We start from the raw sequence: 24,714 nt of genomic DNA on the forward strand, positions 1-24,714 counted from the left end.
CGTGTTGGGGTTGATGAGGCTCGCTATGATTGTCCCGCAATTCAACGCGTCGCCCGCCCGGGGCGCCCTGGGCAGTCCAGGGGTCGAACCGGCGGGTTTTGCACTTCCAGCTTCGAGCCAACAAGATGACCCCAACCGCTGCCCGCACGGGCTTTGCCTACAGCCGCGAACAGTTCCAGCAGATCGTCGAGGACGTGCTCGGCATGGCGCGCGAGCTCGGCACCAGCGATGCGGGGGTCGAGGTGAGCGAAGGCAGCGGCATCAGCGTGTCGGTGCGCAAGGGCGAAGTCGAGCATGTCGAGCGCAACCGCGACAAGTCGGTCGGCGTGTCGGTCTACCTCGGCCAGCGCCGCGGCAATGCGAGCACCTCGGACTTTTCCGCTGCCGCGTTGGCGCAAACGGTGAGAGCCGCCTACGACATCGCCCGCTTCACCGCGGAAGACCCGGCCGCTGGCCTGCCCGACGCTGAAGACCTGGCCACCGCCGCCGAAGTGGCGCAGGATCTCGACCTGTTCCACCCCTGGGCGCTGAACGCCGAAACCGCTGCCGAGCTGGCGCGCCGGGCCGAAGAGGCTGCGTTGTCGGTCGACAAGCGCATCACCAACTCCGAAGGCGGCTCGGTCTCGGCCCAGCAGTCGCACTTCTGGTCGGGCAACAGCCGCGGCTTTCGCGGCGGCTACGCCAGCTCGCGCCATTCGCTGTCGGTGTCGCCGATCGCCGGCAAGGGCAACGACATGCAGCGGGACTACTGGTACACCTCGATGCGCGACGCGCTCGAGCTGGCGGCGCCCGAGGCGGTGGGCCGTTACGCCGCCGAGCGCGCGCTGTCGCGCCTGAAGTCGCGCAAGGTCAAGACCTGCGAGGTGCCGGTGCTGTTCGAATCGACGGTCGCGGCGGGCCTGCTGGGCGCTTTCGTGCAGGGCACCAGCGGCGGCTCGCTCTACCGCAAGGCCAGCTTTCTGCAAGACAGTCTGGGCCAGACGATCTGGCCGGAGCACATCGACATCACCGAAGACCCGCACCAGCGCCGCGGCAAGGGCAGTGCGCCGTTCGACGATGAAGGCGTGCGCACCAAGCCGCGGCAGGTGGTGACGGCCGGGGTGGTGCAGGGCTACTTCCTGTCGAGCTACTCGGCACGCAAGCTGGGCCTGAAAACCACCGGACACGCCGGCGGTTCGCAGAACCTGCGCCTGACCAGCCGGCTCACCCAGCCGGGCGACCACCTGGAGCAGATGCTGCGCAAGCTGCACCGCGGGCTGTTCGTCACCGAGTTGATGGGGCAGGGCGTGAACTACGTGACCGGCGATTACTCGCGCGGCGCGGCCGGCTTCTGGGTCGAGGGCGGCAAGATCGCCTTTCCGGTGCACGAGATCACCATCGCCAGCAACCTGCGCGACATGCTCAAGGGCATCTCCGCGGTCGGCGCCGATGCGTACAACATGGGCGCAAAGACGATCGGCTCGGTGCTGATCGACAAGATGAAGCTGGCGGGGAGCTAACGCAGGTTCAACTGCGTCGGTCTGTGCGGGGGCCGCAAGCCGGTACCCCAGGGGCTCATTGAGAAATCGCCCCAGGGGCACCGGCTTGCGGCCTGGCGACGTGGAGCATGGCCAAGGCGTTCGTTCCACAGCGGGTGGCTGTTCGTCCGCGAAATCGCGCGACGACGGCTTGTTATCGGGGCGCGCGAAGCGCCGCCCACCCCAAGTGGCGTGCGCGGATCCGGCTTCGCCGGTCCGCCGCGCGAGCCCCCTCGGGGGGCAGCCCCGGGAGGGGCGTGGGGGTCCTAAGTACCTTCCCGAATTTCAGCCGCTTGCAAGCTTCGGCCCGCGATCATCGTCCGCGGATCGTGGTGGCGGTGGGGCCGCGTCCAGGTTGCGCGCGGGTAATCCCCGCACGTGGCCTGGGGGCCCCCTCCTAGAATTTGCCGCGTCTGATTGTTTGTTCCCATCGCAACAGGAGACTCTTGACCATGGAACGTCGTTCCTTTGTTCGTGGCGCCGGCTTGGCCGGCGTGTTGGCCGCGGGTACCGCGCCGGCCATCGTGCATGCGCAGGCCAACATCCGCTGGCGTCTGGCCTCCAGCTTCCCGAAGTCGTTGGACACCATCTTCGGCGCGGCCGACGTGTTTGCGAAGAAGGTCAAGGAGCTGTCGGGCGGCAAGTTCGAGATCACCGTGCATGCCGGTGGTGAACTGATGCCTCCGTTCGGCGTGGTCGACGGTGTGCAGAACGGCACGGTCGAGATGGCCCACACCGCACCGTACTACTTCTTCGGCAAGGACGAGACCTTTGCGCTGGGCTGCGCCATCCCGTTCGGCATGAACAGCCGCCAGATGACCGCGTGGATGCTGCAGGGCAACGGCCTGAAGCTGATGCGCGAGTTCTACCGCAACTACAACATCGTCAACTTCCTCGGCGGCAATACCGGCTCGCAGATGGGCGGCTGGTTCCGTAAGGAAGTGAAGACGCTGGCCGATGCCAAGGGCTTGAAGTTCCGCATGGGCGGCTTCGGCGGCAAGGTCTGGGAGCGCATCGGCGGCGTGCCGCAGAACATCCCGGGCGGCGAAATCTACTCGGCACTGGAAAAGGGCACGATCGACGCGGCCGAATGGGTCGGCCCGTACGACGACCAGAAGCTGGGCTTCAACAAGGTGGCCGGCTTCTACAACTACCCCGGCTGGTGGGAAGGTGGCCCGCAGCTCGACTTCTACGTCAACACCAAGGCCTACGACGGCCTGTCGGCGGAGTACAAGGCCATCATCGAATGCGCATCGGCCGTCGCTCACAGCGACATGCAGGCCGATTACGACGCGAAGAACCCGCCGGCGCTGAAGCAGTTGGTCGGGTCGGGCACCAAGCTCGTGCGCTTCCCGAAGGACCTGATGGACGCCGCCTTCAAGGAGTCGATGGCGCTGTACAGCGAGTTGTCGGGCAAGAACCCGAACTGGAAGAAGATCTACGAAGACTTCGCCAACTTCCGCCGTGACCAGAACCTCTGGTTCCGATTCGCCGAAGCCGGCTTCGACGACTTCATGCAGCAGCAGAAGCTCTGAACGGCAGACCCTGTCGTCATCGACAAGGAGCGCGGCGCGAGCCGCGCTCCTTTTCTTTTGGCTGGGCCTAGGCGAACTCGACGAGGTAGACGGCCGCACCGGCCAGGTAGCCCAGCAGCGCCAGGCCGCTGATGTGCCTGACGTACCAGCCGAAGCTGATTCGCTCCAGGCCCATGGCGGCCACGCCGGCTGCCGAGCCAATGATCAGGATCGACCCGCCGGTTCCCGCGCAGTAGGCCAGGAACTCCCAGATGAAATGATCTGGCGGATAGTCGGCCAGGCTGTACATCCCCATCGATGCGGCCACCAGGGGCACGTTGTCGACCACCGCACTGGCCAGGCCGATGCTCATGACGATCAGGTCCAACCGGCCGATGGTCTGGTTCAGCCACGTGGCAAGCGATGTCAGCAGGTGCGTGTGCTCCAGTGTCGCCACCGCCAGCAAGATGCCGATGAAGAACACGATCGAGGCCATGTCGATCCGGCTCAGCGCATGCACCAGCGTCAGGCGGTCCTTGTCGTCACCTTCCTTGTGGCGATGCACCAGGTCGCCCACCAGCCAGAGCAGGCCGAGGCCGAACAGGATCCCCATGAACGGGGGCAGGTGGGTGACGGTCTTGAATGCCGGCACGGCCACCAGAATCGCGAGGCCGAGGAAGAACATCAGGTTGCGCTCGAACGCCGTCGTCTGCCGGTCGGTGTCGGTGGCGTCGCGAGGCGGGCTGACGACGGGGCGGCCGCGCAGCAGGAATGCAGTCACCCCGAGCGGCACGACGAGGCACACCAGCGAAGGCAGGATGAGTGCCTTCATGATCGCCAGGCTGGTCACTTGCCCGCCGATCCACAGCATCGTCGTGGTGACGTCGCCGATCGGGGACCACGCCCCTCCTGCATTCGCAGCGATGACGATGATGCCGGCGAAGAAGAGCCGGTCTTCCTGTCGGTGCAGCAACTTGCGCATCAGCGAGACCATCACGATCGTGGTGGTCAGGTTGTCCAGGATCGAGCTGAGGAAGAAGGTGACCACGCCGACCAGCCACATCAGGCTGGCGAGCTTGGTGGTGCGGATGCGCGCGGTGATGACCTCGAAGCCGTTGTGGGCGTCGATGACCTCGACGATGGTCATCGCGCCCATCAGGAAGAAGACGATCTGGGCGGTTCCCGTGAGGGTCTCGCCCAGTTCCTCGCCCACGCGGTGCGCGTCGCCCGTGGACACCGCGTAGATCGTCCACAGCAGGCCGGCGCCGATCAGCGCCGAGGCCGACTTGTTGATGCCCAGCGGGTGCTCGAGCGCGATGGCGAGGTAAGCGACGACGAAGACGACGATGATCGCGGTCAGCATCGCGGTCACTTCTTCGGCTCGCCGAAACCTTGCATCGGGTCGAAGGCGTCGCTGGCCGCGGGGTCGGCCGCTGTCGGCTCAGCCTCGGGTTGGCTCTGCTGCATCATCTGCTCGAAAGCCTTGTCCGCATCGACCTTCGTCGTCTCGCCGATGCCGCCCACCACCATCGCGGGCACCATGATGACAGCAGCCACCATGATTACCTGAAGCACGATGAAGGCGATCGAGCCTTTGTAGATCTGCGGCGTGGTCACGGCGGGAATCGTCTCGCCGGTGACGCGGTCTTTGTAGTCGGCCTTCGGTGCGACGCTGCGCAGGTAGAACAGCGCGAAGCCGAATGGAGGCGTGAGGAACGAGGTCTGCAGGTTCATCGCGATGATGACGCCGAACCACACCATCACCGCATCGGGTGGCACGCCGGGCAGCATTGCAGGCAGCAGCTTCTCGGCCACCGGCACCAGCAGCGGGAGCACGATGAACGCGATCTCGAAGAAGTCGATGAAGCAGCCGAGGATGAACACCAGCAAGTTGACGACGATCAGGAAGCCCAGTGCGCCGCCCGGAAGCTGGGCGAACAGGTGCTCGACCCAGATGTGGCCGTCAGCGGCGTTGAAGGTGAAGCTGAACACCGTCGAGCCGATCAGGATGAAAAGCACGAACGTGGCCAGCTTGGCGGTGTTCTCCAGCGCCTGGTTCAGCAGCTTGAGGTTGATCTGCCGCCGGCTGGCGGCCATCAGCAGCGCACCCAGCGCGCCCATGGCGCCGCCTTCCGTCGGCGTGGCGATGCCGAGAAAGATCGTGCCCAGCACGAGGAAGATCAGCACCAGCGGCGGGATCAGGACGAAGGTCACCCGCTCAGCCAGCCGCGACAAAAGGCCCAGCTTCAGCGCGCGGTTGACCAGCGCGAGCGCCAGGGCCAGCAGCGACGACACCGTCATCGACATGATCAGCACCTCGTCGCCCGGTGCGGGGGTCTGGCGATCGAGCCAGGCGTTGATCACCTGGCCGTGGATCTGCGACCAGGCCCATCCGGCAGCAGCGCACAACGTCAGCAGCACCAGCAAGGACCGGTGGCCGCTGGCCCCGTTGGACTCGCGGTAGATACGCGCTTCCGCCGGCAGGGCCGGCACCCACTGTGGCTTGACGATGGCCACGACCACCACGAAGCCGATGTACAGCGCCACCAGCAACAGGCCGGGGATCAACGCGCCGGCGTACATGTCGCCGACCGAGCGGCCCATCTGGTCAGCCAGCACGATCAGCACCAGCGACGGTGGAATCGCCTGTGCCAGCGTGCCTGACGCGGTGATGGTGCCCGTGGCAATGGTCCGGTTGTAGCCGTAGCGCAGCATGATGGGCAGCGAGATCAGGCCCATCGAGATGACCGCCGCGGCCACGACACCGGTGGTTGCCGCAAGCAGCGCACCGACCAGGATCACCGCGATCGCCAGGCCGCCCCGCACGGGGCCGAACACCTGGCCCACGGTTTCGAGAAGATCCTCGGCCATTCCCGAACGCTCCAGGATGATGCCCATGAAGGTGAAGAAGGGAATCGCGAGCAGGGTGTCGTTCTGCATGATGCCGAACACCCGCAGGGGCAGCGCCTGGAAGAGGGTGGAGCCGAACAGGCCGGCCTCCATGCCAATGAAGCCGAACAGCAGGCCGGTGGCGGCCAGCCCGAAGGCGACCGGAATGCCGGTCAGAAGGAAGACCAGGAGACCGCTGAACATCAGCGGAACGAAGTTTTCGGCGATGAACTGGCCCATCAGCGGCTCTCCCTCAGCTTGGCCGCGCTTGCGGCGAGTTCTTCTGCGAGTTCTTCTTCTGCCGACTTGGCATGTACGTCGGTAAAGGGCTGGTCACGGTGGCCGGTGAGAAAGGCCACGCGTTTGATCAGTTCGGAGAGCGACTGCACCAGCAAGATCAGGAAACCCAGCGGGATCAGCGCCAGCACCGGCCAGCGGATCAGGCCGCCGGCGTTCTGGCTCATCTCGCCCGAGACCCAGGCGTTGTGGAACAACGGCCAGCCCAGGCTCATCATGATGATGGCCAGCGGGATGGTGAACACGACGATGCCGATGGAATCGATGGCTGCGTTGGTGCGGGCAGACAGCCGCGCCGAGATGAAATCGATGCGCACGTGTCCGTTGTGCAGGAAGACGTAACCCACACCCAGCATGAACACGCCGGCGAACAGATACCACTGGATCTCGAGGAACGAGTTCGAGCTGTAGTTGAACAGCTTGCGGACGATGGCATTGCCGGCGCTGATGAGCACCGCTGCCAGCACCAGCCAACGGATGAATTTGCCGACAGCCTCGTTGAGCGAGTCTATCCAGGCCGAAAGGCGCAATAAGGGGGCCAAAGGTGTCTCCTGCAGGATCGCGAACGGTATGCCGATTCTGCGAGAGGGCCGGGTGGGCCCAGGCGCGGTGTAACCCGCACTTGGCGCAGAAGGGCTGGCGCGACTGTAGGAGTCTGGCCCTGAAAGAACGCTGAAACGCGTCCTCGGGTCAACCCTGGCTGGATGCCGAGACGAACAGCTTCGTCGAACGCGCGCCCGAGCGGCAGAAGGCCAGCATTGGCTTGGGCAAGTCGGCCAGCAGCTTGGCAAAGGCGGCGATCTCTTCGGGCGACTGGTAGCCGCCGTTGACTGGCAGGAAGCGGTACTCGAGGCCGGCGGCGCGAGCGGCATCCTCGATCGCGGCACTGGTCGGCTGGTCGGGGCCATGCTCGAAGTCGGGCCGGTTGTTCACGACGCTGCGAAAACCCAGGCGGGCCAGTTCGGCCATCGCGGCCGGATCCAGTTGCGGGGCGACGCAGACGTCATCGGCCACTTGGCGAATGGGCAAAGGGGTTTGCATGTCGGGCTCCAGGCTTACTTCGACAGGGCTAGCTTGACGGCGGCCGAGACCAGGCCCATGTCGGCCTTGCCCGCCAGCTTCGCTTTGGCCGCGCCCATCACCTTGCCCATGTCGCCCGGTCCGGCGGCGCCCAGCTCGGCCACCAGCGCGGCGATCTCGGCATTGATCTCGTCGCCGGACAGGCGCTGGGGCAGGTAGGCGGTCAGCACGGCGACTTCGGCGCTTTCCTTGTCGGCCAGGTCGGTGCGGCCAGCCTGTTGGAAGGCGGCGATCGAATCCTTGCGCTGCTTGATCAGCTTGTCGACGATGCCGACGACGGCCGCGTCATCGAGTTCGATGCGCTCATCGACTTCTCGCTGCTTGCAGGCGGCCAGCAGCATGCGGATGGTCGACAGGCGGTCGGCTTCCTTGGCGCGCATGGCGGCCTTCATGTCTTCGGTGATGCGTTCTTTCAGGGTCATCAAAGTCTCCCAGCTTCAAACTCGAACAACGTCAGTGTCGTACCCGGTCAAAATGCGAAAAGCCCGCAACGGCGTCCCGCGCGGGCTTTGTCCAACGAGCAGCGCTTGCGCGCGGCGAGCGTACCGGAATCAGTACAGCTTCTTCGGCAGCTGCATGCTGCGAACGCGCTTGTAATGGCGCTTCACAGCGGCGGCCTTCTTGCGCTTGCGCTCGGAGGTGGGCTTCTCGTAGAACTCGCGAGCGCGCAGTTCCGTCAGCAGGCCCAGCTTCTCGATGGTGCGCTTGAAACGGCGCAGCGCCACGTCGAACGGCTCGTTTTCCTTGACTCGGATGGTTGTCATTGACTGAAGAATCCTTCGGGGGATGGATGCGCTCGGTGCCTTGCGTCGCTGCGGGGTTTGAGACTGGTTTTCACCTGCTCAAGCGGGCCGCATCGAACTCGAGTTTCGCAAGATCGACACGCGGTTTGCCAGCAAAGACGGCGATTCTACTCTGAAAACACTCACGTTGCCAAATCGACGCTGGCCGCGTGTTGTTGCGCCGCCAGCCCTTCAGCACAGGCGTAGCCGCTGGACCAGGCCCACTGGAAGTTGTAGCCGCCGAGCCAGCCGGTCACGTCGACGACCTCGCCAATGAAATAAAGCCCTGGCTGCAGCTTGCTTTGCATCGTCTGCGAACTGAGGTCGCGGGTGTCGACGCCACCGGCCATCACCTCGGCCTTGCGCCAGCCTTCGTCGCCGGTGGGCTGCAACTCCCACTGCTGCAGGCTGGTGGCCAACTGGCGCAACGCGGCGTCGGGCAACTGCGGCATCGGCAGGTCGGCGGCGGGGCCGTGTTTGGCCAGCCAGGTGTCGGCCAGGCGCTGCGGCAGCCAGGTGGCCAATTCGTTGCCCAGTTGCCGGCGCGAGCGCGCCTTGGCCTGGGCCAGCTCGACGGCCAGGTCCTTGCCCGGGGCCAGGTCGACCCGCAGGGCTTGGCCCAGGCGCCAGAAACTGGAGATCTGCAGCACCGCGGGCCCGGACAGGCCGCGGTGGGTGAACAGCAGGTCTTCGAGGAATTCGGTGCGCACCGGCCCACGGCGCCCCGGGCTGGCGGCGGAGATGGCCACCGGCAACGCGATGCCGGCCATCGGCACGAACGGCGCCCACTCGGCGGCGTCGAAGGTCAGCGGCACCAGCGCCGGACGTGGTTCGACGATGCGGTGGCCGAAGCGTTCGGCCCAGCGCAGCCCGAAATCGGTGGCTCCGATCTTCGGCACCGGCAAGCCGCCCGTGGCAATCACCACGGCGGCGGTCTGCACCTCGCCACGGTCGGTGCCGAGCACCCAGGCGTCGCTCTCGCGCCGCAGGTTGCTGACCTTGCAGGGCTGCCAGCGCGTGACCTGGCCGTTGTCGCATTCGCGCAGCAGCATCGCGATGATCTGCTCGGCCGAGTCGTCACAAAACAGCTGGCCCTTGTGCTTTTCGTGGAAGGCGATGCCGTACTGGCGCACCAGTGAAATGAAGTCCGCCGCGGTGTAGCGCGCGAGTGCCGAGCGGCAGAAATGCGGGTTCTCGGACAGGAACTGCGCCGGCGATGCCTCGCGGTTGGTGAAGTTGCAGCGGCCGCCGCCCGAGATGCGGATCTTTTCGCCCAGCTTCGGCGCATGGTCGACCAGCAGCACCTTCAGGCCACGCTGGCCGGCCTGGGCGGCACAGAACAGCCCGGCAGCGCCGGCGCCGATGACGATGGCGTCGAAACGATTCATGTCCCACTCAACCGGAAAACGCCTTGAACAGCATGTAGATCGCGAGGCCGTACAGCAGCACCGCAAAGGCGCGCTTGAGCTGCGCCACGTTCATCGCATGCGCCGCGCGCGCACCCAGCGGCGCCATCGTCACGCTGGCCACTGCAATGACCACCAGCGCCGGCAGATAGAGGTAGCCGACAGCGCCGGGCAGCGCACTTGGCATATTCCAGCCACCGATGACATAGCCCAGCGTGCTGGCGATCGCGACCGGCACGCCAAGCGCCGCACTGGTGGCGACCGCGTTGTGGATGGGCACGTTGCACCAGGTCATGAAGGGAACGCTGACGAAGCCGCCGCCGGCGCCGACCAGACCCGACAGGAAACCGATGCCGGTGCCTGCCGCCGACTGGCCGGCCCAGCCCGGCATCTGGCGATGCGGGGCCGGCTTCTTGCCGCGCAGCATCTGCGTAGCTGAGAAGCTGACGAACAAGCCGAACACCAGTGCGAGGGCCTGGCCCTTGAGCAACGAGAAGGCGCCGGCGCCCGCCAGCAGCCCTCCGACCAGGATGCCCGGTGCGATGCCGCGCACGAGGGCCCAGCGCACGGCGCCGTGGGCATGGTGAGCTCGGACGCTGGACAACGAAGTGAACAGGATCGTCGCCATCGAGGTGGCGATCGCCATCTTGACGGCCATGCTCGCCTCGACCTCGCGGTGGCTCAGGATCAACGTCATGAACGGCACCAACAGCATGCCGCCGCCGATGCCGAACAACCCCGCCAGGAAACCGGCGCACACGCCCAGCACCAACAGCTCGGCGATCAAGGCCGGCGGCAACAGCTCCAGCCAGTTCATCGGGCGCTCGTCATCGGCCGGCTATTCGCCCAGCAGCGCCAGCACCGCGCGCCATTCAGCCGGCGAAACGGGCGTGATCGACAACCGGTTGCCCGGCTGCAGCAGGCGCATTTCGGCCAGTTGCGGTGCGGCGCGCATTTCCTTCAGCGGCAGCAAGCGGGTCTTCTTGACGAGCTTGACGTCCACGTGTTGCCAGCGCGGTTCTTCGCGCTTGGATTTGGGGTCGTGGTACGGGCTGTCGGGGTCGAACTGGGTCGCGTCCGGGTAGGCGGTGCTGGCCACCTCGGCCAGGCCGGCGACGCCGGGCTCGGGGCACGACGAGTGATAGAAGAGCACGCCGTCACCGACGCGCATCACATCGCGCATGAAGTTGCGCGCCTGGTAGTTGCGCACACCGGTCCACGGCAGGGTCTGGTTCGGGGCGGCGGCGAGGTGGTCGATCGAGGCCTCGTCGGGCTCGCTCTTCATCAGCCAGTATTGGGGCATGACCTGAGGGGCACCACAAATGTGCCCTAGTGTCCTGTCCCGCGAATAACTGTCATTGCGACGGGCCGCAATGGGGACGATCGCGAGGCGCCGAGCCGGGCAGATACCGGGCGGTATCTACCCGGCTTGGCAACGCTGCGAGCGCCCCATTTCGGCCCGCCCTTTGGGTTCGACCAGATGGCGCGCTCGCGCGCCCGGCCATCAAGGCAGATACGCTCGGTATCTGCCCAGCCGTCCGGACGCACGATCATCACCATCTGGTCGAATCTCAATGGCAGGTATTTGCGGGACAGGACACCAGATGTGCGCCTGCAGCGTGGCGAATAAGGTGTCCACCGCAAACCGTGGGCCGCATTCCTGAACCCAGGGATTCAGGTGGGCGAGGTCAGCGCGGCGTCGGGTTCATCTGACGCGAGACGATCACACCAGCCGGGCAATGTTCCAAGCCCCGGCTCGCGAGAGCATCGGTTCAAGGAAATATAAAACCCACGCAGATGCGGTGGACGGTTTGATTCTAGGCGCTGTGCGGCTCGCCGCCCAGCTTTGTCTCACAGAAGTTGACCGTCATCGCCGAGCGTTGCATCGAGCCGCTCGATCAAGCCGTTGACCAGGGCATCGGCTTCGCTGTCGGACAGCGGGGTGTCGTCGTTGGCTGCGCGTGCGGGTGGGGCCGGTGGGCGCTCGGCCAGGCGGTAGGCCAGGTTCAACGCGGCCAGCACTGCCATGCGTTCGCGGGCTTTGACCTTGCCGGCGTCGCGGATGGCGCTCATCTCGCTGTCGACGGTTGCCACCGCCGCGTGCAGCAGCGATTCGCCGCCTTCCGGGCACGCCAGCAGGTAGCTCTGGCCGAGGATCGTCACTTCGAGCTGCTTCATTCACCAGACCCCGGTGTGGCCTTTTCGATCGGCAGGCGATCGAGCAGCGCGTCGATGCGCGAGCGGGCCGCGGCCAGGCGCGATTTCAGGCTGTCGCGTTCGGCCGTCACACTCTGCAATTGCTCGTTGAGCAGGGCATTGGTACGGGCGAGTTCCTCGTGGCGCAGCACGAGGCGATCGATGCGCTCGGCAAGATCCGGCAGGCGTGACATGGGCCTTCGGGGTGGGTCTGGGGAAACTCAATTGTAGGCATGGGTTACCGGCGTCTCGCCCGGGCTTGTCCCTGGGCCGTGGCGTGGCAGTGTGCAGCTTGGCATGGACAATGCGCTGCCTGCCCTCGCGCTGCCTGCCCACCAAGCCTTGAGCCACGCCTTCCACCCATCGATGCCGTTGCGCTGGAGCCTGGCCCTGGGCGTGGCGGGGCTCGTGGTCGCGATCGCGCTGGCTGCGGGCAGCGGCGGCTGGGACGTGAGCCTGATCTTCGCGCTGCGCCTGCCCCGTGTGGTTGCGGCGGCGGGCGTCGGCGCCTTGCTCGCGCTGGCGGGCTTGATGATGCAGGTGTTGCTGCGCAATCCGCTGGCCGACCCGTACGTGCTCGGCACCTCCGGCGGTGCGTCGGTCGGGGCGCTGTTGGCGTTGTTGCTGGGCACGAGCCTGTGGCTCGGCGCCGGCCTGGGGGCCTTGGGCGCTGGTGCCTTGCTGCTGCTGTTGGCGCGTTCGGCCTTGGCGTCGGTCGATGATGCGTCGCCGCGGCTGATCCTCGTCGGCGCGATGCTGGCGGCCTTGTTCGGCGCGCTGGCCACCTTGTTGCTGATGCTGACGCCGGACGAACGACTGCGCGGGGCCATCTTCTGGCTGGTGGGCGACCTGTCAGCGGCACAGGACCGTGGCGTGGGCCTGGCCGGCGCGGCACTCTTGCTGTCGGGCCTGCTGTGGCGCGGCCGATCGGTCGACCGCCTGATGCTCGGTGCCGAGGCCGCAGGCCTGCTGGGCGAACCGGTGCGCCGTCTGCGGCTGGAGCTGCTGATCGCCGCGTCGCTGGCCGTCGGGCTGGCGGTTGCCACCGCCGGCGCGGTCGGATTCGTCGGGCTGGTCGTGCCGCAGGCCTGGCGGCTGGCGGGTGTGCAGCGCACGCGCGAGTTGGCCGGCTTGTCGGCCCTGGGCGGGGCCACGCTCCTGGTGGGCGCCGATCTGGTGGCCCGCATCGTTGCGGCCCCGATGGAGCTGCCGGTCGGCGCGGTGATGGCCTTGCTTGGTGCCCCGTGCTTCATCGCCTTGCTGATCCGGGGCACCCGATGAGCGCGCTGATCGAAACCCGCAAGCTGGATCTGTGGGCGGGCGAGCGGCAGCTGGTGCGCGAGCTCAGCTGGCGCGTGCACGCCGGCGAACGCTGGTGCCTGATCGGTCGCAACGCGGTAGGCAAGAGCAGCCTGCTGCGTGCATTGGCGGGCCTGCCGGTGGCCGGCCGTGCCGGTGAGGTGATCTGGCTTCAGCGGGACCAGGGTGACTGGCCTGCGGCCGAGGCGGCGTGTTTCCGCGCCTGGATGCCGCAGCAACCGGCCGACCGCTTTGCACTACCGGTGCATCGCCTGCTCGACCTGTCGGTGGTCCAGCCCGACGGGGCGGGCCAGCAGGGCATCGATCTGGCGCAACTCGACATCGCCGAGTTGGGTGACCGAGTGCTGACACGGCTGTCGGGCGGCGAGCGTCAGCGTGTGGCCATTGCGCAAGCGGCGGTGCAGGGCGCGCCGCTGCTGCTGCTGGATGAGCCGATCGCCTTCCAGGACCCGGCGCACCAGGGCCTGGTGGCGCGCTGGGCGGCCGATTGGGTGACTCGCCGACCCGGCCGCGCGCTCGTGATGAGCAGTCATGACATGCACTGGGTGGCACGTGCGGCGACCCATGTGCTGGCCTTGTTGGGTGAGGGGCGTTGGCGCGCCGGGCCGGTGGCCGAGGTCCTGCAGTCCGAGCCGCTGCGCGAGATCTTCAACTGCGAGTGGGTGTCGGCGGCAGGAAGCTGGTTGCCCGCCTGATCTACCAGGGAAGCGTCGAGAAGCGTTGCACCAGATAGTCCAGCAGCGCGCGCACCGCTGGCGACAAATGCCGGCGTGACGGATACAGCGCGTAGATCTTCATCGGCGGCAACTGCCACTGCGGCAGCAGTTCGCGCAATGCACCGCTGGCGATGTGCGTCCGGGCCAGGTAGGTCGGCTGCAGCGCAATGCCACCGCCGGCGAGGGCTGCATGCAGCAAGGCGGTCGCATCGTTGGCCGTCATCCGCGTGCCGACGCTGACCTGTTCGTTTTGGCCATCGCGCGTGAAGTGCCAGATGCTGCGTCCGAAGTTGGCGTGGCCCAGGCACGCGTGCCGGGCCAGATCGGACGGTTGTTGGGGCGTGCCGTGGGCTGCCAGGTAAGCCGGCGAAGCCACCAGCACCGAATCGCAGGGGGCCAAGGGGCGCGCTACCAGCATCGGATCGGGATCGTTGCTGATGCGGATCGCCAGGTCGATGCGTGCTTCGACCAGGTTCAGCGCCCGGTCGCCCAGGTCCAGGTCGATCTTCAGTTGCGGGTGCAGCGCGAGGAAGTCAATCAGCGCCGCGGCCAGGTGGGCATGGCCGAACGACAGACTGCAGGTGATCCGCAATTGCCCGCGCAACACGCCGTCGGGCGGGGCGATTTCGTCTTCGGCTTCGGCCACCAGCGCCAGCAGTTGCTGGCATCGGCGCAGGGCCTGTTCGCCGGCGTCGGTGAGCGTCACCCGGCGCGTGGTTCGCTGCAGCAATCGAGTGCCGAGCCACTGCTCGATGTGGGCGACGTGGCGCGTGACCATCGCCCGCGACATGTCCAGCCGCACCGCGGTGGCGCTGAAGCTGCCGCTGGTTGCCACCTCGGCGAAGACCTGCATGGCGGTGAAGCGGTCCATTGATTTGGCTTGTCTATGAAACAGATATGCGCTCTGTGAGCAGTTTATCTGCTCGATTTATGAAACTAAAGTGTGTCCACCTCACTTCCATTGCGAAACAAAAGGACGACACCGTGATCCGCCAAACCTTCATCGCCGCCACACTGGCCCTCGCGTTCAACGCCGATGCCGCGGGCACCAACCCGCCGCTGCAGATCCAGGTCTACAACGCGGGCGCCAACAGCTTCCATGCGAACGCCGTCGTCGTCAGCGGCGCGACGGAGGCCCTGGTGATCGACACCGGCTTCACCCGCGCCGACGCCTACCGGATCGCCGCCAATGTGCTGGACACCGGCAAGTCGCTGAAGACCATCCTGGTCAGCAACGCCGACCCGGACTACTACTTCGGTGCCGAGACGCTGAAGGCCGTCTTCCCGCAGGCGCAGATCGTGGCCACGCCGGCAGTGCGCGACAAGATCCAGGCCAAGATGAGCGCCAAGCTGGCGTTCTGGGGCCCGAAGATGGGTGTCAATGCGCCGACGAACCCGGTGTTGCCGCAGGCGTTGGCGGTCAACACGCTCACTGTCGATGGCCAGGCGGTCGAGGTGCGTGGCTCGACCGGCATGCTGGCGCATCGGCCGTATGTCTGGATCCCGTCGATTGGCGCCGTGCTGGGCAACATCGCCGTGTTCGGCAACCTGCACGTCTGGACCGCAGACACCCAGCGGCCCGAAGAGCGGCAGGCCTGGCTGGCCCAACTCGAAGAGTTGCTGGCGTTGAAGCCGGGGGTCGTGGTGCCTGGCCACATGGCCACCAACACGCCGCTGGACAGCAACAGCATCCGCTACACCCGCGACTATCTGCTGCGCTTCGACGCTGAGGCGGACAAGGCGGGCGACGCGAGTGCGCTGATCGCAGCGATGAAGAAGGCCTACCCCGACGCGGGGCTGGGTGTGGCGCTGGACATCGGCGCCAAGGTCCGCAAGGGTGAGATGGCCTGGTGATCGCCCGCCGCGTCAGCGGGTGTCTGTGGGGGGCTCGGTCGACGCGGCCGACGCGGCGGAAGCCGTCGGCCGCATCTGCCGCAGCGCCCGCGCCAGCTCGATCACCGCCATCGCGTAGTAGCTCGACCAGTTGTAGCGGGTGACGACATAGAAGTTGCGCGTGCCGGCGACGTAGCTCGGCTCGGCCTCGCCGTTTTGCAGCATCACCAGCGCCATCGGGCCGTCGTGGGCGCGGCCGGCGTCGTCGAGCCTGGCACCGCGCTCGGCAAACTGCTCGGCGCTGAAGGTGGGCACGATGTCCGGCGCCAGCATCAGCGCGCGGTCGCGCAGCTCTGGCGGCGGGGTCACGCCGAAGTGCGTCGGCAGGTCACGCTGCCAGCCGAACTGCGCGAAGTAGTGGGCGACGCTGCCCACCACGTCGGCGCCGTTCGCATCGAGGTCAATGCGGCCGTCGCCGTCGAAATCGATCGCGTACTTCTGCAGCGTGCTGGGCATGAACTGCGGCAGGCCCATCGCGCCGGCGTAGGAGCCTTTGATGCCGAGCGGGTCGCGCTGTTCGGCGGCACACCAGCTGAGGAAGGCTTCCAGCTCGTTGCGGTAGAAGCCGCTGCGGTCGGAGCGGCCTGCGGGGAAATCGAACGACAACGTGGCCAGTGCGTCGATCACCTTGAAGCTGCCCATGATGCGGCCATAGAAGGTCTCGACACCGACGATGGCCACCACCATGTCCGGCGGTACGCCCCAGCGGGCTTCGGCTTCGTCGAGCCAGCGCTCGTTCGCCTGCCACCAGCGCAGCCCTTCGCGGATGCGCTGCGGCTCGACGAAGCGGCTGCGGTAGGCCTCCCAGTTCTTGGCCGTGCCGGTGGGCGGCGGCATCACCAGTTGGGCGACGCGTGGTTGGAAGCGGGCCTGCGCCAATTGCTCGATCGCCCACTCCGCGTCGAAGCCTTGCCGTTCGGCCGCTTGCTGCACGAACGCAACCAGGTCTTCGCGCCGGCCATAGGTGACCACGTCGGGCGCGCTGTCGGCGCGTGCAACGGGGGCCGCCAGTGCCGTGCCCAAGGGGGCGATGAGGTGAACGGCCAGCAGGGCCGGGGCAATGCCGAGTGAAAAGCAGGCCGAACCCGCAACCTTGAAAGTCATGCCCCGATTATCGGCGGCGCATCGGGCGCGATGGGTTGGGCGGGCGCCGCGCGCGCTGCTGCAACGGCCTCGCGAAAGCCACGCCACCAACCGGGTGGGGTGCCGTGATGGCCAGGCCGGCCGTAGCGGTGCAGGTCGAGCGCGAGCAGGGCCTGTGCCGCGGCTTCGGCGCCGGCGCCGCGCTGCCGCCGCAGGCGTTGCGCCAGCGTGGCCAGCGTATCGCTGGGTTTGGCGTCGATACCCAGGCGTGCCAGTTCGTGCGCGATGCCTTGGCGCAGTTTCTGCCAGGGGCTCTGCCGGCGTGCGTCGAACCAGGCCCAGACCGCCCCGGCCAGGCCGGCCGCGACGAGCAGCACCACCAGCGCGCGAACCAGCGACAGCACGTCAGGCGATTGCATGCCCAGTTGGCTCATCAGGTCGAACTGCTGGCGTTTGCCATAGCTGAGGATCCACTGGTTCCAGCGGTTGTCCATCGCCTCGGCGAAGCGGCGCAGGCTCTGCCGCAGGTCGGGGCTGACGGCCTGGAATGCGCCGGCGATGAAACCAGGCGGTGCCTCCAGGGCCAGGCTGCGGCGGATGCGCTCGGGCGCGACCGAGCCGGTGGGGTCGGCGCGAACCCAGCCGCGGCCGGCCTGCCAGAACTCGGCCCAGGCGTGGGCATGGCTCTGGCGCACGGCGTAGTACCCGTCGACCGGCAGCACGTCACTGCCCTGGTAGCCGGTGACGATGCGCGCCGGCACGCCGAGTGCGCGCATGATCACGACGAACGATGCCGCGTAGTGCTCGCAAAAGCCTTCGCGGCGATCGAGCCAGAACTCGTCGACCGGGTCATTGAGGTAGTTGCCTGGCGCCAGCGTGTAGACATAGGGCTGGCGGCGGATGTGCCGCAGCACCGCGTTGGCCAGCGTGGTGGGGTCGGCATCGCGCAACTCGGTTTGGTTGCGCAGTTCGTTGGCCCAGGCACGGGTGCGTGGGTGGCGGTTGGGGGGCAGTGTCAGCAGCGAGCGGCGCTCGAAGGGACGCAGCGTGGGGGCTGCCGGGCCCTGGAGATCGGCTTCCGCCCTCAGAACAACCCGATCGGTCAGCGGTCGCAGCAAGCGCCATTGGCCGCTGTTGTCCGCTCGGGCCGGCATGTTGCCGAGCGGTGGGTTGGCCTGGGGCGCATCGCGGGTGCCTTCGAGCAGCGGCAGCCACAGCAGCCGCAATGGCTCCAGTGTCATTTCGTAGCGGTACTTCGGCAAGCCCGGCTCGGCGGCATGGAGGGCCGGCGGCGTGAAGGCGTCGACACGCCATTGCTGGCCGTCGTAGTCGCTCAGCACCGGGCCACGGAAGTACAGCGCCTCGGCTGGCGGCGGTTGGCCTTCGAAGCGCAGGCGAAAGGCGATGCTGTCGTCATTGGCCAGTTCGGCCACGTCACCCAGTTCCAGGCTGTCCGACAGGCCGGTGCGGGCGCCGGCGCCGGGCATCGCCCACAGCGGGCCGATGCGTGGGAACAACAGGAACAGCGCGATCATCACCGGCGTGCCGATCAACGCGGCGCGCCCCGCCAGTCCGGCGGCTTCGCGCAGCCGCGGGCGGCCTGCCGGCATGTGGGCCAGCGTCAGCGCCGTCAGCCAGCCCCAGACCGAGACACCCATCGTCAACGCGGTCGCCAACGACTGCGAGTACAGGAACTGCGTCAACACCAGGAAGAAGCCGAGGAAGAACACCACCAGCGCATCGCGGCGCGCGCGCAGCTCGAGCGTCTTCAAGGCCATCAGCACGACCAGCAGCGTGACGCCGGCGTCCTTGCCGATCAGCGTGCGCTCGGTCCAGAAGGTCAGCCCCGAGGCCAGGGCCAGTGTGCCCACCAGCCACCAGCGGCTGGGCAATGGGGCTTGGCGAAGCGCCAATGAACCCCGCCACAGCAGAACCACGATGCACAAGGCACCCACCCATGGCGACAGGCGCAGCACGTGTGGTGCGATGGTCCAGCCGATCACCAGCAGCATGAACAGCGTGTCACGCGTTTCGCGGCTGGTGCTGCCGAGCCAGCGGGAGGCAAACGGCTTCATCGTCGCGGCTCTCAGCGCCAGGCGGCCAGCGCGCTCAGGGCCGCGTGGCGATGCGGTGCGCCGCTGGAAGGCGGCAGTTCGAGCCCCGGCAGGCGCAGGCCATAGGCCAGGCCCTGGCGCTCGGCCAGCAACACCCAGGCGGCCAACCGCGACAGGCGGGCTTCGGTGTCGGGTTGGCGCGTGGCGGCCCAGTCGAGCCACAGCTCGTGGCGCGCCGATTCATGGCCTTCACGGCTGATCAGCTCGCCGCTGCGCGCGACCTTTTTCCAGGCCACTTGGCGCAGCGTGTCGCCGCGCCGCCACGGGCGCAGGCCGTCGAACTCACCGCCTTGTGCGCCGCGTGCCGGCATTGGCCCACCGGCCACTGCCGCGGTCGCGGGCAGCGCAGCCGCGGGGTGCTCTGCCCGCGGATAGACACACAGCTGGCCCGCCGGGCGCCACAACGACCATGCGCGGAACAGCCCGAAGGGGAAGCGCGTCTCGATCTTCAGCAAGGGCAGGGATTGAAGGCCGCGTTTTTCTGCCAGTACCCCGATGGCGACCGGCGACTGGCCCGCCGCACCGATCTGCGCAAACGCCAACTGGGCAGGGCCGCCGGGCATTTGCACACCGAAGCCCAGGCCGTGGCGCGCGGCACCCGGGTTGGTGACCACCACTTCGAGCGTGGCGCGGTCGCCGGCGAAGACCGGGGCCGGCGGACGCGCATGCAGCGTCAGTCCTCGCAGGCTGTTATGGGTCATGTGCATCGACGCCAGCGCGCTGCCCGCCAGCAAGAAGGTCAGCGCGTAGCCGAGGTTGAGCTGGTAGTTGATCGACGCGATCAGCAGCACCATCAGCGTCATGCCGAAGAAAAGGCCGGCGCGGGTGGGCACGATGTAGATGTTGCGCTGGCTCAGGCGCCACTGCTCGGCCGGCCGGTGGCGGCCTTGCCACCAGGTGTCGAATCGACGACGCAGCCTGCCCAGCATGGTGCGGTTCAACCGGTTCACGCGGCGCTCAGGGCAATGGCACCGCCTCGACCATTGCACGCACCTGTTCGCGCCGGCCGCGGCCGGCACCGGCCACCGGCATCAGGCGGTGGGCAATGGCTTGCGGCAGCACCGCCTGCAGATCATCCGGCGTGACGTGGTCGCGGCCCGCCATCAGCGCCCGGGCGCGCGCCACCCGAAGCACCGCGATGCCGGCACGTGGGGACATGCCTTCGACGAACCATTGGCCCGAGCGGGTGGCGGCGATCAGGGCCTGCAGGTAGTCCAGCAAGGCGTCGGACGCATGGACCTCGGGCACCGCGGCCATCAATGCCTGCAGTTCCTCCAGGCTCATCACGGGCTCGAGCCTGGCGATGGCATCGCGCCGGTCTTCGCCGGCCAACAGCGCGCGCTCGGCGCGCTGGTCGGGGTAGCCGAGCGTGATGCACATCAGGAAGCGGTCGAGCTGGCTCTCGGGCAGCGGGTAGGTGCCGAGCTGGTCGGTCGGGTTCTGGGTCGCGATGACGAAAAACGGCGAGGGCAGGGCGCGCGTCTGCCCGTCGATGCTGATCTGGTGCTCTTCCATCGCCTCGAGCAGCGCACTTTGCGTCTTGGGCCCGGCGCGGTTGATCTCGTCGGCCAGCAGCACCTGGGCAAAGACCGGGCCGGGGTGGAAGACGAACTCCTCCTTCGCGCGCTCGTAGACGCTGACCCCGATCAGGTCGCTGGGCATCAGGTCGGCGGTGAACTGGGCGCGAGCAAACTGCAAGCCCAGCGACACCGCCAGCGCATGCGCCAGCGTGGTCTTGCCGACTCCCGGCACGTCTTCGACCAGCAAGTGGCCGCCGGCCAACAGGCAGGCGATGCTGTCGTCGATCTGCTCCGCCTTGCCGACGATGATCGTGCTAATCTGGTCCTTGAGTTGGCTCAAGCGCGATTGCAGGGTGGCACTCATCATGATGAGGGCACGATAGCTCAAGAACGCGCCGGCCTTGGGGTTCCCTTCACATGACCACTGCCTACTTCTCGCACCCCGACTGCCGCGCCCACGAGATGGGCCGCGGCCACCCCGAATGCCCGGAGCGGCTGGATGCGATCGAAGACCATCTGCTGGCCACCGGCCTGGATGTGGCGCTGACCCGGTTCGACGTGCCGCTGGTGCGGCGCGAGGACCTGGCCCTGGCACACGCCACCGGCTACGTGGCCGAGCTGTCCGAATTCATGCAACAGGCGTCGATGCGTGGCGAGTACCGCTCGGTCGACCCGGACACCGCCGTTGGCCCCGCGACCTGGCAGGCCGCCATGCGGGCAGCCGGCGCCGCCGTGGCGGCGACCGATGCAGTGATCGACGGCCGGGCCGAGAACGCGTTCTGCGCGGTGCGCCCACCGGGGCACCATGCGACCCGCTCGCGCGCAATGGGCTTCTGCTTCTTCAACAACGTTGCGATCGCGGCCCGCCATGCGCTGGACGTGCGCGGCCTGCAGCGGGTGGCGATCGTCGATTTCGACGTCCATCATGGCAATGGCACCGAAGACATCATCGCCAACGACGAGCGGGTGCTGATGGTGAGCTTCTTCCAGGACCAGCTCTACCCGTTCAGCGGCGGCGTGCCGTTGGGCACCAACATGATCAATCTGCCGGTGCCGGCCTACACCCGTGGCGGCGAGATCCGAGAGTTGATCGAGGCCAATTGGATGCCGCGGCTGGAGGCGTTCAAGCCGCAGATGCTGTTCATCTCGGCGGGCTTCGATGCCCACCGCGAAGACGATCTGGGCCAACTGGGGCTGGTCGAAGCCGACTACGAATGGATCACCCGCCGACTGGTCGACGTGGCCGAGCGTCACGCGCAGCGGCGCATCGTGTCCTGCCTGGAAGGTGGTTATGCGCTGGGCGCGCTGGCGCGCAGCGTTGCGGCGCACTTGCGCGTGCTCGCGAGCGTCTGACGCCTTCAATGGCGGCGCGCGGCCTGTGTCGGGCCGCTTCCAGGCCGCCGCGCACCCTCCTGGAGGGCGGAGTCGGTGCTGCGGCACCGGTTGCCCCATTCGACGGCTGACACAATTGGCCGCATGACGAACTCTTCCATCCTGCCCGCCGTCACGCTGGACGAGCTGGTTGCGGCGTTGTCGCATTCCAGTGCCCTGATCGAGGCCGCGGTCGTGTTGGCTTGCCTGGCATTGGCCTGGCTGGTCGTGCGCCTGGTACGCGGGCGCGAGGTGCCCCCGCAGTCGGTCTGGTTCGGGCGGCAAATCGTCGACGGCGTTCTGTTCCCTGCGCTGGCTCTTGCATTGGCCTACGGTGCGCGGCGGTTGCTGCCAGCCATGGGCGTGCCGTTGGCACTGTTCAAGGTCGTGATCCCCGTGCTGCTGTCGTTCGCCGTCATCCGGCTGTCGGCGCGCGTGTTGACGGCGGCTTTCCCGAATTCGCGCGTGATGCGCGTGGCCGAACGGCTGATTTCATGGCTGGCCTGGCTGGCAGTCGTCGGCTGGATCACCGGCCTGCTGCCGGTGCTGCTGGACGAGCTGGACGGCATCCAGTGGAAGCTGGGAGGGGGCAAGGTCTCCGTGCGCAACCTGATCGAAGGTGCCTTGTCGGCCGGCTTCGTTCTGGTGCTTGCGCTGTGGATCTCGGCGGCGATCGAGGCCCGGTTGCTGCGCGGTGCGTATGGCGAAGAGCTGTCGCTGCGCAAGGCGGCGGCCAATGCCGTGCGCGCCATGTTGACCTTCTTTGGCCTGCTGTTGGCGCTGACCGCGGTGGGCATCGACCTGACCGCCTTGTCGGTGCTGGGCGGCGCCGTTGGCGTGGGCATCGGCTTCGGCCTGCAGAAGCTGGCGGCCAACTATGTCAGCGGCTTCGTGATCCTGGCCGAGCGCTCGCTGCGCATTGGCGACATGGTGCGCGTCGACGGCTTTGAAGGTCGCGTCACCGACATCGCGACGCGCTACACGGTGATTCGCGCGCTGAACGGCCGTGAAGCCATCGTGCCGAACGAGATGCTGATCACCCAGCGGGTCGAGAACTCATCGCTCGCCGATCCGAAGGTGCTGCTGACCACGCAGGTTCAAGTGGCCTACGGCACCGACCTGGACGCACTGCGCCCGAAGATGATCGAGGCGATCCGGCAGGTGCAGCGGGTGATGCAGGATCCGGAGCCGGCGGTTCAACTCTCCGCCTTCGCGCCCGACGGACTGGAGCTGACCATCAGCTTCTGGATCATCGACCCCGAGAACGGCAGCGGTGGTGCGCGCTCCGACGTCAACATGGCCATCCTGCGTTGCCTGACGCAGGAAGGGGTGGAGATCCCCTTCCCGCAGCGGGTCATGCGGACCATCGTGACCGAGGCATCCAGCCGACCCACCAACGCACCGACCGCAGGTTGAACCGAGCCGGGACGCCGGCGTCGCAGGCGTCTCGGATCAGGCCGTCAAGACCGGAATCTTGCCGATCTTGTTCTGCCAGATCTTCGGGCCTTCGATGTGCGCACTGGCGCCACTGGCGTCCACCGCGACAGTGACTGGCATGTCGACCACGTCGAATTCGTAGATGGCCTCCATGCCAAGGTCCGCGAAGCCGACGACCTTGGCACCCTTGATGGCCTTGGAGACGAGGTAGGCGGCACCGCCCACCGCCATCAGGTAGGCACTCTGGCTGTCCTTGATGGCCTCGATGGCGACCGGGCCGCGCTCGGCCTTGCCGATCATCGCGATCAGGCCGGTCTTCTCCAGCATCATGCGGGTGAACTTGTCCATCCGCGTGGCGGTGGTCGGGCCAGCCGGGCCGACGACCTCGTCACGCACCGGGTCGACCGGGCCGACGTAGTAGATGACGCGGTTGGTGAAGTCGACCGGCAGCTTCTCGCCTTTGGCCAGCATGTCGGCAATGCGCTTGTGCGCGGCATCGCGGCCGGTCAGCATCTTGCCGTTCAAGAGGATCGTGTCGCCGTGCTTCCAGCTCGCGACTTCTTCCTTCGTCAACGTGTTCAGATCGACGCGCTTGCTCTTGTTGTAGTCGGGCGCCCAGTGCACGTCGGGCCACAGGTCCAGGCTCGGTGCCTCGAGATGTGCGGGGCCCGAGCCGTCGAGCACGAAGTGGGCGTGGCGGGTGGCGGCGCAGTTCGGGATCATCGCCACCGGCAACGAGGCCGCGTGGGTGGGGAAGGTCTTGATCTTGATGTCGAGCACGGTGGTCAGGCCGCCCAGGCCTTGGGCACCGATGCCCAGTGCATTGACCTTTTCGTACAACTCGATGCGCAGCTCTTCGAGCTTGTCGCTCGGGCCGCGCTGCAGCAGCTCGTACATGTCGATGTCGTCCATCAACGCTTCCTTGGCCATCAGCACGGCCTTTTCGGCGGTGCCGCCGATGCCAATGCCCAGCATGCCGGGCGGGCACCAGCCGGCACCCATCGTCGGCACTGTCTTCAGCACCCAGTCGACCAGGCTGTCGCTGGGGTTGAGCATCTGCATCTTGGACTTGTTCTCCGAGCCACCGCCCTTGGCCGCGACCGTCACGTCCACCGTGTTGCCCGGCACCACCTCCATGTGAATGACGGCAGGGGTGTTGTCCTTGGTGTTCTTGCGTTCGAAGATCGGATCGGCCAGCACCGAAGCGCGCAGCACGTTGTCCGGATTCAGGTAGCCTTGGCGCACGCCTTCGTTGACGGCATCGGCGATCGAGCCGGTGAAGCCTTCCCACTTCACGTCCATGCCGATCTTCAGGAAGACGTTGACGATGCCGGTGTCCTGGCATATCGGTCGCCGACCTTCGGCGCTCATGCGCGAGTTGGTCAGGATCTGGGCGATCGCGTCCTTCGCCGCCGCGCTTTGCTCGCGTTCGTAGGCACGTGCCAGATGGGCGATGTAGTCGGCCGGGTGGTAGTAGCTGATGTACTGCAGCGCGCTCGCGACGGATTCGACGAGGTCGGCCTGGCGGATGGTGGTCATGGGGGGCGTAGGGTCTGGAACTCGAACATTCAGTTTACCC

The 24,714-nt window shown here is 67.2% G+C and carries 24 protein-coding genes and 1 other RNA gene; 7 read left to right on the top strand and 18 right to left on the bottom strand.

The annotated features are described in order from the left end of the window. The first annotated feature begins 125 nt into the window (after positions 1-125). Complete coding sequence (gene pmbA, locus VFY73_RS07325; RefSeq protein WP_329717272.1) at positions 126-1,499, top strand: metalloprotease PmbA; 1,374 nt, start codon at positions 126-128, stop codon at positions 1,497-1,499. Between the two features lie 470 nt (positions 1,500-1,969). Beyond that, positions 1,970-3,052: a TRAP transporter substrate-binding protein gene (locus tag VFY73_RS07330; RefSeq protein ID WP_329717273.1), complete on the top strand. Its 1,083-nt coding sequence runs from the start codon at positions 1,970-1,972 to the stop codon at positions 3,050-3,052. 67 nt (positions 3,053-3,119) lie between these two features. Here VFY73_RS07330 and nhaD read toward each other — a convergent pair whose 3' ends face one another. From nhaD to VFY73_RS07385, 12 genes are all read right to left on the bottom strand, one after another. Next, on the bottom strand, positions 3,120-4,394 hold the full coding sequence (nhaD, locus tag VFY73_RS07335; RefSeq protein WP_329717274.1) for a sodium:proton antiporter NhaD: 1,275 nt from the start codon (positions 4,392-4,394) through the stop codon (positions 3,120-3,122). A gap of 5 nt (positions 4,395-4,399) precedes the next feature. Further along, positions 4,400-6,160: a TRAP transporter large permease gene (locus tag VFY73_RS07340; RefSeq protein ID WP_329717275.1), complete on the bottom strand. Its 1,761-nt coding sequence runs from the start codon at positions 6,158-6,160 to the stop codon at positions 4,400-4,402. Further along, on the bottom strand, positions 6,160-6,759 hold the full coding sequence (locus tag VFY73_RS07345; protein ID WP_329717276.1) for a TRAP transporter small permease subunit: 600 nt from the start codon (positions 6,757-6,759) through the stop codon (positions 6,160-6,162). The genes VFY73_RS07340 and VFY73_RS07345 overlap by 1 nt, the downstream gene beginning before the upstream one ends. 148 nt (positions 6,760-6,907) lie before the next feature. After that, positions 6,908-7,258 carry a TIGR01244 family sulfur transferase gene (locus VFY73_RS07350; RefSeq protein WP_329717277.1) on the bottom strand — a complete coding sequence of 117 codons (351 nt, stop codon included), beginning with the start codon at positions 7,256-7,258 and terminating at the stop codon, positions 6,908-6,910. A 14-nt stretch (positions 7,259-7,272) separates the two neighbouring features. Further along, entirely contained in the window at positions 7,273-7,719 is a 447-nt protein-coding gene (locus VFY73_RS07355; RefSeq protein ID WP_329717278.1) for a GatB/YqeY domain-containing protein, read from the bottom strand. A gap of 129 nt (positions 7,720-7,848) precedes the next feature. Then, positions 7,849-8,061: a 30S ribosomal protein S21 gene (gene rpsU, locus VFY73_RS07360; RefSeq protein WP_009551973.1), complete on the bottom strand. Its 213-nt coding sequence runs from the start codon at positions 8,059-8,061 to the stop codon at positions 7,849-7,851. Between the two features lie 161 nt (positions 8,062-8,222). Continuing rightward, positions 8,223-9,467 (bottom strand): NAD(P)/FAD-dependent oxidoreductase, encoded by a 1,245-nt coding sequence (locus tag VFY73_RS07365; RefSeq protein WP_329717279.1) that lies wholly within the window; start codon positions 9,465-9,467, stop codon positions 8,223-8,225. Positions 9,468-9,474: 7 nt separating this feature from the next. Beyond that, on the bottom strand, positions 9,475-10,302 hold the full coding sequence (locus VFY73_RS07370; RefSeq protein ID WP_329717280.1) for a sulfite exporter TauE/SafE family protein: 828 nt from the start codon (positions 10,300-10,302) through the stop codon (positions 9,475-9,477). Between the two features lie 21 nt (positions 10,303-10,323). After that, positions 10,324-10,788 (bottom strand): EVE domain-containing protein, encoded by a 465-nt coding sequence (locus VFY73_RS07375; protein WP_329717281.1) that lies wholly within the window; start codon positions 10,786-10,788, stop codon positions 10,324-10,326. 328 nt (positions 10,789-11,116) lie between these two features. Further along, positions 11,117-11,294, bottom strand: a non-coding RNA gene (gene ssrS, locus VFY73_RS30500) — 6S RNA. 42 nt (positions 11,295-11,336) lie between these two features. Next, entirely contained in the window at positions 11,337-11,663 is a 327-nt protein-coding gene (locus tag VFY73_RS07380) for a cell division protein ZapA (RefSeq protein WP_329717282.1), read from the bottom strand. Next, entirely contained in the window at positions 11,660-11,875 is a 216-nt protein-coding gene (locus VFY73_RS07385; RefSeq protein ID WP_329717283.1) for a DUF904 domain-containing protein, read from the bottom strand. The genes VFY73_RS07380 and VFY73_RS07385 overlap by 4 nt, the downstream gene beginning before the upstream one ends. A 103-nt stretch (positions 11,876-11,978) precedes the next feature. Here VFY73_RS07385 and VFY73_RS07390 point away from each other — a divergent pair, with 103 nt between their 5' ends. Together VFY73_RS07390 and VFY73_RS07395 are read left to right on the top strand one after the other, a co-directional pair. Beyond that, complete coding sequence (locus tag VFY73_RS07390) at positions 11,979-12,962, top strand: iron ABC transporter permease (RefSeq protein WP_329717284.1); 984 nt, start codon at positions 11,979-11,981, stop codon at positions 12,960-12,962. Continuing rightward, entirely contained in the window at positions 12,959-13,696 is a 738-nt protein-coding gene (locus VFY73_RS07395; protein ID WP_329717285.1) for an ABC transporter ATP-binding protein, read from the top strand. The genes VFY73_RS07390 and VFY73_RS07395 overlap by 4 nt, the downstream gene beginning before the upstream one ends. Before the next feature lies 1 nt (position 13,697). Here VFY73_RS07395 and VFY73_RS07400 read toward each other — a convergent pair whose 3' ends face one another. After that, entirely contained in the window at positions 13,698-14,588 is an 891-nt protein-coding gene (locus tag VFY73_RS07400) for a LysR family transcriptional regulator (RefSeq protein ID WP_329717286.1), read from the bottom strand. Between the two features lie 113 nt (positions 14,589-14,701). Here VFY73_RS07400 and VFY73_RS07405 point away from each other — a divergent pair, with 113 nt between their 5' ends. Then, entirely contained in the window at positions 14,702-15,571 is an 870-nt protein-coding gene (locus tag VFY73_RS07405; RefSeq protein ID WP_329717287.1) for an MBL fold metallo-hydrolase, read from the top strand. Positions 15,572-15,583: 12 nt separating this feature from the next. Here VFY73_RS07405 and mltB read toward each other — a convergent pair whose 3' ends face one another. From mltB to VFY73_RS07425, 4 genes are read right to left on the bottom strand one after another with little or no spacing between them, the layout of a single operon-like run. Continuing rightward, the gene (mltB, locus tag VFY73_RS07410) at positions 15,584-16,714 is read right to left on the bottom strand and encodes a lytic murein transglycosylase B (RefSeq protein WP_329717288.1); all 1,131 of its coding nucleotides are present in this window, start codon (positions 16,712-16,714) and stop codon (positions 15,584-15,586) included. Beyond that, positions 16,711-18,768, bottom strand: coding sequence for a DUF3488 and transglutaminase-like domain-containing protein (locus VFY73_RS07415; RefSeq protein ID WP_329717289.1), 2,058 nt, complete (start codon positions 18,766-18,768; stop codon positions 16,711-16,713). Before VFY73_RS07415 ends, mltB begins: the two co-directional genes overlap by 4 nt. Positions 18,769-18,779: 11 nt before the next feature. Then, positions 18,780-19,757: a DUF58 domain-containing protein gene (locus VFY73_RS07420; RefSeq protein ID WP_329717290.1), complete on the bottom strand. Its 978-nt coding sequence runs from the start codon at positions 19,755-19,757 to the stop codon at positions 18,780-18,782. A gap of 7 nt (positions 19,758-19,764) precedes the next feature. After that, positions 19,765-20,691, bottom strand: coding sequence for a MoxR family ATPase (locus tag VFY73_RS07425; RefSeq protein WP_329717326.1), 927 nt, complete (start codon positions 20,689-20,691; stop codon positions 19,765-19,767). A 53-nt stretch (positions 20,692-20,744) separates the two neighbouring features. Here VFY73_RS07425 and VFY73_RS07430 point away from each other — a divergent pair, with 53 nt between their 5' ends. Both VFY73_RS07430 and VFY73_RS07435 read left to right on the top strand, forming a co-directional pair. Further along, the gene (locus VFY73_RS07430) at positions 20,745-21,680 is read left to right on the top strand and encodes a histone deacetylase family protein (protein WP_329717291.1); all 936 of its coding nucleotides are present in this window, start codon (positions 20,745-20,747) and stop codon (positions 21,678-21,680) included. 123 nt (positions 21,681-21,803) lie between these two features. After that, positions 21,804-23,114: a mechanosensitive ion channel family protein gene (locus VFY73_RS07435; RefSeq protein ID WP_329717292.1), complete on the top strand. Its 1,311-nt coding sequence runs from the start codon at positions 21,804-21,806 to the stop codon at positions 23,112-23,114. 36 nt (positions 23,115-23,150) lie between these two features. Here VFY73_RS07435 and VFY73_RS07440 read toward each other — a convergent pair whose 3' ends face one another. Next, positions 23,151-24,674, bottom strand: coding sequence for a fumarate hydratase (locus VFY73_RS07440; protein ID WP_329717293.1), 1,524 nt, complete (start codon positions 24,672-24,674; stop codon positions 23,151-23,153). Positions 24,675-24,714 lie beyond the last annotated feature (40 nt).

Origin of the sequence: Ideonella sp. (genome assembly GCF_036277275.1) — a bacterium.
Classification (GTDB): domain Bacteria; phylum Pseudomonadota; class Gammaproteobacteria; order Burkholderiales; family Burkholderiaceae_C; genus Ideonella.

Bases quoted from the DNA above. Each gene is read 5' to 3' on its own strand.
- mltB (WP_329717288.1), bottom strand. From the start codon at position 16,714: ATGACTTTCAAGGTTGCGGGTTCGGCCTGCTTTTCACTCGGCATTGCC.
- VFY73_RS07370 (WP_329717280.1), bottom strand. From the start codon at position 10,302: ATGAACTGGCTGGAGCTGTTGCCGCCGGCCTTGATCGCCGAGCTGTTG.
- VFY73_RS07340 (WP_329717275.1), bottom strand. From the start codon at position 6,160: ATGGGCCAGTTCATCGCCGAAAACTTCGTTCCGCTGATGTTCAGCGGT.
- VFY73_RS07390 (WP_329717284.1), top strand. From the start codon at position 11,979: ATGGACAATGCGCTGCCTGCCCTCGCGCTGCCTGCCCACCAAGCCTTG.
- VFY73_RS07400 (WP_329717286.1), bottom strand. From the start codon at position 14,588: ATGGACCGCTTCACCGCCATGCAGGTCTTCGCCGAGGTGGCAACCAGC.
- VFY73_RS07375 (WP_329717281.1), bottom strand. From the start codon at position 10,788: ATGCCCCAATACTGGCTGATGAAGAGCGAGCCCGACGAGGCCTCGATC.
- pmbA (WP_329717272.1), top strand. From the start codon at position 126: ATGACCCCAACCGCTGCCCGCACGGGCTTTGCCTACAGCCGCGAACAG.
- VFY73_RS07415 (WP_329717289.1), bottom strand. From the start codon at position 18,768: ATGAAGCCGTTTGCCTCCCGCTGGCTCGGCAGCACCAGCCGCGAAACG.
- VFY73_RS07425 (WP_329717326.1), bottom strand. From the start codon at position 20,691: ATGAGTGCCACCCTGCAATCGCGCTTGAGCCAACTCAAGGACCAGATT.
- VFY73_RS07385 (WP_329717283.1), bottom strand. From the start codon at position 11,875: ATGTCACGCCTGCCGGATCTTGCCGAGCGCATCGATCGCCTCGTGCTG.
- VFY73_RS07380 (WP_329717282.1), bottom strand. From the start codon at position 11,663: ATGAAGCAGCTCGAAGTGACGATCCTCGGCCAGAGCTACCTGCTGGCG.
- VFY73_RS07435 (WP_329717292.1), top strand. From the start codon at position 21,804: ATGACGAACTCTTCCATCCTGCCCGCCGTCACGCTGGACGAGCTGGTT.
- nhaD (WP_329717274.1), bottom strand. From the start codon at position 4,394: ATGCTGACCGCGATCATCGTCGTCTTCGTCGTCGCTTACCTCGCCATC.
- VFY73_RS07350 (WP_329717277.1), bottom strand. From the start codon at position 7,258: ATGCAAACCCCTTTGCCCATTCGCCAAGTGGCCGATGACGTCTGCGTC.
- VFY73_RS07395 (WP_329717285.1), top strand. From the start codon at position 12,959: ATGAGCGCGCTGATCGAAACCCGCAAGCTGGATCTGTGGGCGGGCGAG.
- VFY73_RS07430 (WP_329717291.1), top strand. From the start codon at position 20,745: ATGACCACTGCCTACTTCTCGCACCCCGACTGCCGCGCCCACGAGATG.
- rpsU (WP_009551973.1), bottom strand. From the start codon at position 8,061: ATGACAACCATCCGAGTCAAGGAAAACGAGCCGTTCGACGTGGCGCTG.
- VFY73_RS07440 (WP_329717293.1), bottom strand. From the start codon at position 24,674: ATGACCACCATCCGCCAGGCCGACCTCGTCGAATCCGTCGCGAGCGCG.
- VFY73_RS07355 (WP_329717278.1), bottom strand. From the start codon at position 7,719: ATGACCCTGAAAGAACGCATCACCGAAGACATGAAGGCCGCCATGCGC.
- VFY73_RS07365 (WP_329717279.1), bottom strand. From the start codon at position 9,467: ATGAATCGTTTCGACGCCATCGTCATCGGCGCCGGCGCTGCCGGGCTG.
- VFY73_RS07330 (WP_329717273.1), top strand. From the start codon at position 1,970: ATGGAACGTCGTTCCTTTGTTCGTGGCGCCGGCTTGGCCGGCGTGTTG.